This is a genomic window from Pseudomonas sp. (genome assembly GCF_030683065.1).
Classification (GTDB): Bacteria; Pseudomonadota; Gammaproteobacteria; order Pseudomonadales; family Pseudomonadaceae; genus Aquipseudomonas.
This window is the reverse complement of record NZ_JAUXMX010000040.1, coordinates 145,625-152,253: the sequence shown is the minus strand read 5'-3', so window position 1 is coordinate 152,253 and position 6,629 is coordinate 145,625. Positions and strand designations below refer to the sequence as shown.

General features: G+C 58.4%; 8 protein-coding genes. 4 read left to right on the top strand and 4 right to left on the bottom strand.

All coding sequences use genetic code 11. The annotated features are described in order from the left end of the window. Nucleotides 1-164 precede the first annotated feature (164 nt). Nucleotides 165-1,346 (top strand): CaiB/BaiF CoA-transferase family protein, encoded by a 1,182-nt coding sequence (locus Q8K09_RS13640; RefSeq protein WP_305255505.1) that lies wholly within the window; start codon nucleotides 165-167, stop codon nucleotides 1,344-1,346. Nucleotides 1,347-1,774: 428 nt separating this feature from the next. Here the strand turns inward: Q8K09_RS13640 and Q8K09_RS13635 are convergent, their stop codons facing one another. The 3 genes from Q8K09_RS13635 to Q8K09_RS13625 form a co-directional block, all read right to left on the bottom strand. After that, complete coding sequence (locus Q8K09_RS13635) at nucleotides 1,775-2,269, bottom strand: SprT family zinc-dependent metalloprotease (protein ID WP_305255504.1); 495 nt, start codon at nucleotides 2,267-2,269, stop codon at nucleotides 1,775-1,777. A gap of 105 nt (nucleotides 2,270-2,374) precedes the next feature. Next, nucleotides 2,375-2,974 carry a Yip1 family protein gene (locus Q8K09_RS13630; RefSeq protein WP_305255503.1) on the bottom strand — a complete coding sequence of 200 codons (600 nt, stop codon included), beginning with the start codon at nucleotides 2,972-2,974 and terminating at the stop codon, nucleotides 2,375-2,377. 166 nt (nucleotides 2,975-3,140) lie between these two features. After that, nucleotides 3,141-3,737, bottom strand: coding sequence for a DNA-J related domain-containing protein (locus Q8K09_RS13625; protein WP_305255502.1), 597 nt, complete (start codon nucleotides 3,735-3,737; stop codon nucleotides 3,141-3,143). 97 nt (nucleotides 3,738-3,834) lie between these two features. Between Q8K09_RS13625 and ttcA the strand changes: the two genes are divergently transcribed. Beyond that, nucleotides 3,835-4,659, top strand: coding sequence for a tRNA 2-thiocytidine(32) synthetase TtcA (ttcA, locus tag Q8K09_RS13620; RefSeq protein ID WP_305255501.1), 825 nt, complete (start codon nucleotides 3,835-3,837; stop codon nucleotides 4,657-4,659). A 255-nt stretch (nucleotides 4,660-4,914) separates the two neighbouring features. After that, nucleotides 4,915-5,586 (top strand): DNA-3-methyladenine glycosylase I, encoded by a 672-nt coding sequence (locus Q8K09_RS13615; RefSeq protein ID WP_305255500.1) that lies wholly within the window; start codon nucleotides 4,915-4,917, stop codon nucleotides 5,584-5,586. 106 nt (nucleotides 5,587-5,692) lie between these two features. Here Q8K09_RS13615 and Q8K09_RS21325 read toward each other — a convergent pair whose 3' ends face one another. Beyond that, entirely contained in the window at nucleotides 5,693-5,827 is a 135-nt protein-coding gene (locus tag Q8K09_RS21325) for a hypothetical protein (RefSeq protein WP_370869535.1), read from the bottom strand. A gap of 124 nt (nucleotides 5,828-5,951) precedes the next feature. On the opposite strand from Q8K09_RS21325, the gene Q8K09_RS13605 reads away from it, so the two are divergent. Beyond that, on the top strand, nucleotides 5,952-6,569 hold the full coding sequence (locus tag Q8K09_RS13605; RefSeq protein WP_305255499.1) for a C40 family peptidase: 618 nt from the start codon (nucleotides 5,952-5,954) through the stop codon (nucleotides 6,567-6,569). The last annotated feature ends 60 nt before the right edge of the window (nucleotides 6,570-6,629 follow it).

The following is a 6,629-nucleotide window of genomic DNA, read 5'->3' as shown; positions in this document are numbered from 1 at the left end:
CTGGAACACCTGCTTTGCCAAATCGACACCAATTCGCTTAAATTTCATGGTGACTCCTCCCTTCGTGACTTTTGTTTTGACAACTCTAGTCTGGCGCATAGACGCCGTAGGAGGGGGGAGTCCATTTCATTGGGCTACGGGATTGAGTTCCCAAAGGAGCTGTTATGCAAGGCCCGCTGTCGTCACTGAAGGTGCTGGATTTTTCCACCCTGTTGCCAGGCCCGTTTGCCTCCTTGTTGCTCGCCGACATGGGCGCCGAGGTGTTGCGTATCGAATCGCCGACACGCATGGACCTGCTGCGCGTGCTGCCGCCGCATGACGGCGGCGTATCGGCCAGCCACGCCTATCTGAATCGCAACAAGCGCTGCATCGCCCTGGACTTGAAGCAGCCCGAGGCGGTGGCGATGGTCAAGCAGCTGGTGGCCGAGTACGACATCGTGTTGGAGCAGTTTCGCCCGGGGGTGATGGATAAACTCGGCGTCGGCTACCAGGCGCTGAAGGCGATCAATCCGAAGCTGATCTATGTGTCGATCACCGGTTACGGCCAGACTGGCCCGTATAAGGACCGCGCCGGCCACGACATCAACTACCTGGCCTTGGCCGGTATCGCCAGTTACACCGGGCGCCGTGAAAGCGGGCCGCTGCCGCTGGGTATTCAGGCCGCGGACATTGCCGGCGGCTCGTTGCACGGGGTGATCGGTCTGCTCGCGGCGGTGATCCAGCGTCAGGCCACGGGGCAAGGCCAGCAGGTGGATATCAGCATGACCGACTGCGCCTTCAGTCTGCATGGCATGGCTGGCGCGGGCTATCTGGCCGCTGGCGTGGAGCCTGCGATGGAAAACCAGGCGCTGAATGGCGGCAGCTTCTACGACTACTACCGTACCCGCGATGGCCGTTGGTTCTCGGTCGGCAGCCTGGAGCCGCAGTTTATGCAGCAGTTCTGCGCCGCCATCGGCCGCCCGGAGTTGGCTGCACGTGGTTTATCGCTCAACCCACAAGATCAGCTGGCGCTGAAGCACGAAATAAAAGTCGAGTTCGAGCGGCGTGATTTCGCTGAATGGAGCCAGCTGTTCGCCGGCCTGGATGCCTGCGTCGAGCCCATGCTCAACCTCAGCGAAGCGGTCGAACATCCGCAGATCAAGGCGCGTCAACTGATCACCGAAGTACCGCGTACGGGCGGCGACCCGCAGCAGCAGATCGCTTGTCCGATCAAGTTTTCAGCGGGGCTGCCCGAGCCCCGGCATATCGGCGCGGCGCTGGGTGCGCATACCGAGGAGGTGCTGGTCGAACTGGGCTATTCGGCCGAACGGATCGCCGAGCTAAAGGCCAACAAGGTCGTGGCGTAAGCGCACCGCTTGCCTCGGCTCCAGGCTCGGAGGTTGGTCGCGAATAGGTTTTTAGGCGATGTATGGCGTGTAAACATGTAGGCGCCCCCCGTTGTTCAGGCGCCGCGCTGTCGCGCAGCAAACTGGGTGCTCAAGGATCAAGACCGGATGGGTCGGGCCGCGTAGGTTAGGCGCCCACAAATTAACCTGCTGCCAGCAGAATAACCGCGCCGTAACCCATCATGGATTTCAGCCACAACAACCGGGTATAGGCATAAATCGCTCGATGGGTATCGCTGCGCTCAACCCATCCTACGGTTACTGGCCTCTACAAGATTTCGTAAAAGTTTCTATATATAAAACAATGAGTTATTTGTTGTTTGATAAGGGGCGCCTGGTTCCTGCACGGGATTACTGCATGCAATCGGTGGGTTGGCGCGGAGCGCCGTTCACTCCACCCGCTGTTCGCCGGTAAAGCTTAAGGTCACCTTGCAGCGCCGGCAGAAGTAGCGTCGGCCTTTGCCGACCAGGGCGTGGCGTTGGGCGGAGAAGGGGAAGTCGCTTTGGGGGCAGCTGCAGCGGTAGATGAAGCGGCTGACCTTGCGGCGTTTGACGTCGTAGGTATGGCAGCGATTTGGCGGCAGCTCATAGACGCCGCGCATGATCAGTTGCCATTCCTCGCCGTGTGGCTGGATCTTCAGGCCGAACAGTTGATGGGCGATCAGGTGCGCCACTTCGTGAGCCACTGTCTGCCTGAGGAAGTCTTCGCGGTTGTCCCGGTACAGCTGCGGATTGAAACGCAGCTTGTTTTCCGTCAGGTGCGCCACACCGGCTTTTTGTCCGCGCAGCTTGAAACTTACTTCGGCGCGGACGAAGCGCTGTTTGAAAAAGGCTTCGGCCTGCTGATAGCAGGTTTCGACACGAGCGTGGATGTGTTCGGGCATGGGCGCAACCTGATGGTGACCGCGCAATTATGCCTAAGCTCAGCTGCTACGGCAGCCCTAAAACGACGAAACCACCGCAAGGTGGTTTCGTGTAGTGCGGGTTGTTTAGCTGGTGTAGACCGGGCCTACCCCAAGCCCCCAGAGAATCACCGAGCTGGCGATCATCGCCACCAATACCACCAAGCCGACCGCGAGTACTGAGCTTGAGAACATAAAGCCCTCATCCTCAGGGATACCCATGAAGGTTGGTATGCCCACATACAGCAGGTATACGGTGTAACAGATGGCCAGTGTGCCCACCACCATGGCCAGCCACATGTCTGGATAGAGTGCCGCCAGGCCGCCAACGAACAACGGTGTTGCGGTGTAGGCTGCGAACACTACGCATTGGGTCAGGTTGGGGCTGGCGTCGTAGGTGCGCGCCATCCAGTGGATAAAAGCACCCATCACGGCAACGCCGGCAAGCATCGCCAGGTAAGTCATGATGGTCATTTGCAATGCGCTGGCTTCGGTCAGCATTACCGGTGCCCTATCACCGATAGACCAGCCGACCTGGGTCGTACCGATAAAGGCCGATACCGCCGGAATCGCTGCGAGCACCAGTATGTGGGTGAGATACATGTGGCTGATAGTTTCTTCTTCTCCACGAATTTCCTGCCATTCCTTATCGGGATGGGTGAAGAGCCCCCAAACGTGATTGATCATGCCAGACACCTCCTCTTTTTTTGCGGTCGCCCCCCAACCAAGTGCCCGGCACACGTGTGCAGCATTACCGAGTACTGGGCCGAACCTGTGCGACCGTATGTCGCAGTATAGGCAGAGGCTGGAGTGACTGTGGGCGTCGGGCTTAGAGCAAATTAGTCTCTGCAAGTCAGCTGTAATAGCGTTCTAGTATTTCCATGGCTTTGTTGATCGACTGCAAGCGGGCAGTGCTGCCGCCACGGTCAGGGTGATGCAGACTGACCAGCTGCCTGTAGCGATGCTTGATAAGCCCGATATTGAGCACTTGCTGGCCTTCGTCCAGCTCGAACAGCTCCAGGGCCGCACTCTTTTCTTCACCGCCTTGCATGCGTTTCCAGAAACTGGACAGCAGATCCTCAACATCCTGCTCGTCGGTGTCACTCAGCTGACTGAGGTCCAGGTAATAGTCACGGAGCGGGTCGTGCTCGCTGAGTTCGCTGCTGCCGGCTTGGTAAGGCAGCAGTCGGATGCACAGCGGGCTGATCTGCACAAAACCGAGCTGTTCGCCCCATAACCGTTCGCGCAGCCGGTACAGGGCGTTGAAGACCAGAAAGTGAGTGCGAAACAGCACCAGTTTATCGGTCAGCGGCAGGTGAGGGATGTGTGTGCAGTGGCGCTCTTTCAGCTGCTGGATTAACTGGTATTCACCAATCCCTGCTGGGGCGGCTTGCAGCATGTGGTGCAGTTGGTCTGCCAGATCGACAGTGGGGTCAAGTTCATCGTTCATCAGCTGAGCCTAGCATTGCCAAGTTATTGGGGTAGGGCGCGCCGTGGTTTCTGGGTAAAATGCTGCACTTTAGTAAGCCTCCGGATTCCAGCGCACCATGGGTAGCCTCTCGGTCAATCAGAACAAACTGCAAAAACGCCTGCGTCGTCAGGCCGGCGAAGCCATTGCCGACTTCAACATGATTGAGGAAGGCGACAAGGTCATGGTCTGCCTGTCCGGTGGCAAGGACAGCTACACCATGCTCGATGTGCTGCTGCACATGCAGAAAGTCGCGCCGATCAAGTTCGAGATCGTCGCGGTAAATATGGACCAGAAACAGCCAGGTTTCCCCGAACACGTCCTGCCGGCCTACCTGGAATCCATCGGAGTGCCTTACCACATCGTCGAAAAAGACACCTATTCGGTGGTCAAGGAGATGATCCCGGAAGGCAAGACCACCTGCTCGCTGTGTTCGCGTCTACGCCGTGGCACCCTGTATACCTTCGCCGACGAAATCGGCGCGACCAAGATGGCCCTGGGTCATCACCGTGACGACATCCTGGAAACCTTCTTCCTCAACATGTTCTACGGCGGCACGCTCAAGGCCATGCCGCCCAAGCTGCGCGCCGACGACGGACGCAACGTGGTGATCCGTCCGCTGGCCTATTGCAAGGAGGCGGATATCGAGGCCTACAGCCAGCTCAGGCAATTCCCGATCATCCCGTGCAACCTGTGTGGCTCCCAGGAAAACCTGCAGCGTCAGGTGGTCAAGGACATGCTTAAGGACTGGGAGCGCAAGACGCCGGGGCGTATCGATATCATGTTCCGCGCGCTGCAAAACGTCGTGCCTTCACAGTTGGCTGACCGCAACCTATTCGACTTCAAGAACCTGAAAATTGACGAAAGCGCCGCATCGCGCTTCGTCAATGTGATGAACCTCTGATCGCCTGACCTGTATCCCGGATGTAATCCGGGGCGATTTAGAGAGTTCCCGGAGTTCATCCGGCTACGAGAGCTGTATAGGGTGGGTCGGGGCGCGTAGCCTTTTTCATCCACCCTACGATGCCGCAGACTTTGCATATGAACATAGGATCTACAAAATCTCGTTTCCTGTAGGAACGGCCTTGGCCGCGATGGTTGCTCCCATGCTCCAGCGTGGGCACGAAATGATCTGCGAAAGATTCCGTAAGGACAGTCCATGCGCGACTACAAATGGCTCCACGAATATTGCCTGAATCGCTTCGGCTCGGCGGCGGCGCTTGAGGCGCACTTGCCGCAGTCGCGCAGCGACGCCCAATTACGTGCGCTGGGTGATGACCGCTACCTCTCGACGATGAGCCTGCGCATTTTTCGCGCTGGCCTCAAGCACAGCCTGGTCGATTCAAAATGGCCGGCTTTCGAGCAAGTGTTCTTCGGTTTCGATCCAGAGAAAGTCGTGCTGATGGGCGCCGAACGCCTGGAAAACCTGATGCAGGATGCGCGCATCATTCGCCATCTGGGCAAGCTCAAGAGCGTGCCGCGCAATGCCCAATTCGTCCTGGATGTGCGTCAGGAGAAGGGCAGTTTTGGCGCGTTGATCGCCGACTGGCCAGTGACCGATATCGTCGGCCTCTGGAAATACCTGGCCAAGCACGGCAGCCAGCTCGGCGGCTTGTCCGCGCCGCGATTCCTGCGCATGGTTGGCAAGGACACCTTTATCCCCAGCGACGACATGGTTGCCGCACTCAAGGCGCAGAACATCATCGACAAAGTACCGACCAGCATCAGAGATCGCGCAGCCGTCCAGGCCGCGTTCAATCAGTGGCATGCGCAAAGTGGTCGACCGCTGTGCCAGCTCTCGATGATGCTGGCATACACGGTCAATCACTGAGGCGTGGGCGGTACTCGGGGCGCTTGGGCATTCTGCGCCCGCCAGTGCTGCTGCTTCGAGGAGATACTCCCGGAGCGCGCGATCAACAGCCTCTACACCGAGCTGGTCAAAGGCTTCGAATGGTACCAGTGCCAGTTTTCCCTGCATCGTCGAGCCGCTGCTGCGCACTCGCCAGGCGGGTGGTTTTACTGCCGAGATCAATCCCGGCCACGGCGACCTTAGTGATCTCGTCGATGTGCATGTGCAAGAGCGCGCTTTAGATGTTTTGCCGAGTCTACTAAGTCACATCAAGCGTCATAGAATTTGCAAATGAGGGTCATAGAAGGCATAGTCGCGCTCTTGTAAAACTACGACACGTTGTGCTCATGTTCAAAAACTTCGCACCTCTCGTGCCTCTCGCACTCACCTTGGTTCTGGCCGCTTGCGCCAACCATGCTCCGCAATCGCCGGCAACCACTGCAGTGGTGAAGGCCAAGACGTTCGAGCATGCGGTTCTTGTTGAAGAAGCCGACGACGACGAAGCAGTCATCGATTTTGCCGGTGACAAGTCCTACGAACTGCCCCAGTTGGCCGACAGCATCCTGACCCATGGCTTGTCGCTGGTGGGCACCCGTTATCGCTACGGTGGCAGCACGGTGAGTTCCGGCTTCGATTGCAGCGGCTTCATCGGCTACCTGTTCAAGGAAGAGCTCGGCATGCAATTGCCGCGTTCAACCCGTGAAATGATCAATATCGACGCTCCTTTGGTCGAGCGTGCAGAGCTGGAACCGGGCGATCTGCTGTTCTTCAGCACCAACGGTCGCGGTCGCGTTAGCCACGCCGGGATTTACCTGGGCGATGACCAGTTCATCCATTCCTCCAGCAGCCGCAGCGGTGGTGTGCGGGTTGATAGCCTGGAAGATCGCTATTGGAATCGCACCTTCATCGAAGCCAAGCGTGCTCTGGCCCTGGCGTCGACTGACCCGCTGCCACGCCACCCCTGATTGCCCGGCGCTGCCACAAAATCCCCCAGCGCAGCCACATCTCACCCGGCGCAGCCACAA

What these genes read in the sequence shown, in the direction of transcription:
- Q8K09_RS13640 (WP_305255505.1), top strand. Translation starts at nt 165, where the DNA reads ATGCAAGGCCCGCTGTCGTCACTGAAGGTGCTGGATTTTTCCACCCTG.
- Q8K09_RS13635 (WP_305255504.1), bottom strand. Translation starts at nt 2,269, where the DNA reads ATGCCCGAACACATCCACGCTCGTGTCGAAACCTGCTATCAGCAGGCC.
- Q8K09_RS13630 (WP_305255503.1), bottom strand. Translation starts at nt 2,974, where the DNA reads ATGATCAATCACGTTTGGGGGCTCTTCACCCATCCCGATAAGGAATGG.
- Q8K09_RS13625 (WP_305255502.1), bottom strand. Translation starts at nt 3,737, where the DNA reads ATGAACGATGAACTTGACCCCACTGTCGATCTGGCAGACCAACTGCAC.
- ttcA (WP_305255501.1), top strand. Translation starts at nt 3,835, where the DNA reads ATGGGTAGCCTCTCGGTCAATCAGAACAAACTGCAAAAACGCCTGCGT.
- Q8K09_RS13615 (WP_305255500.1), top strand. Translation starts at nt 4,915, where the DNA reads ATGCGCGACTACAAATGGCTCCACGAATATTGCCTGAATCGCTTCGGC.
- Q8K09_RS21325 (WP_370869535.1), bottom strand. Translation starts at nt 5,827, where the DNA reads ATGCACATCGACGAGATCACTAAGGTCGCCGTGGCCGGGATTGATCTC.
- Q8K09_RS13605 (WP_305255499.1), top strand. Translation starts at nt 5,952, where the DNA reads ATGTTCAAAAACTTCGCACCTCTCGTGCCTCTCGCACTCACCTTGGTT.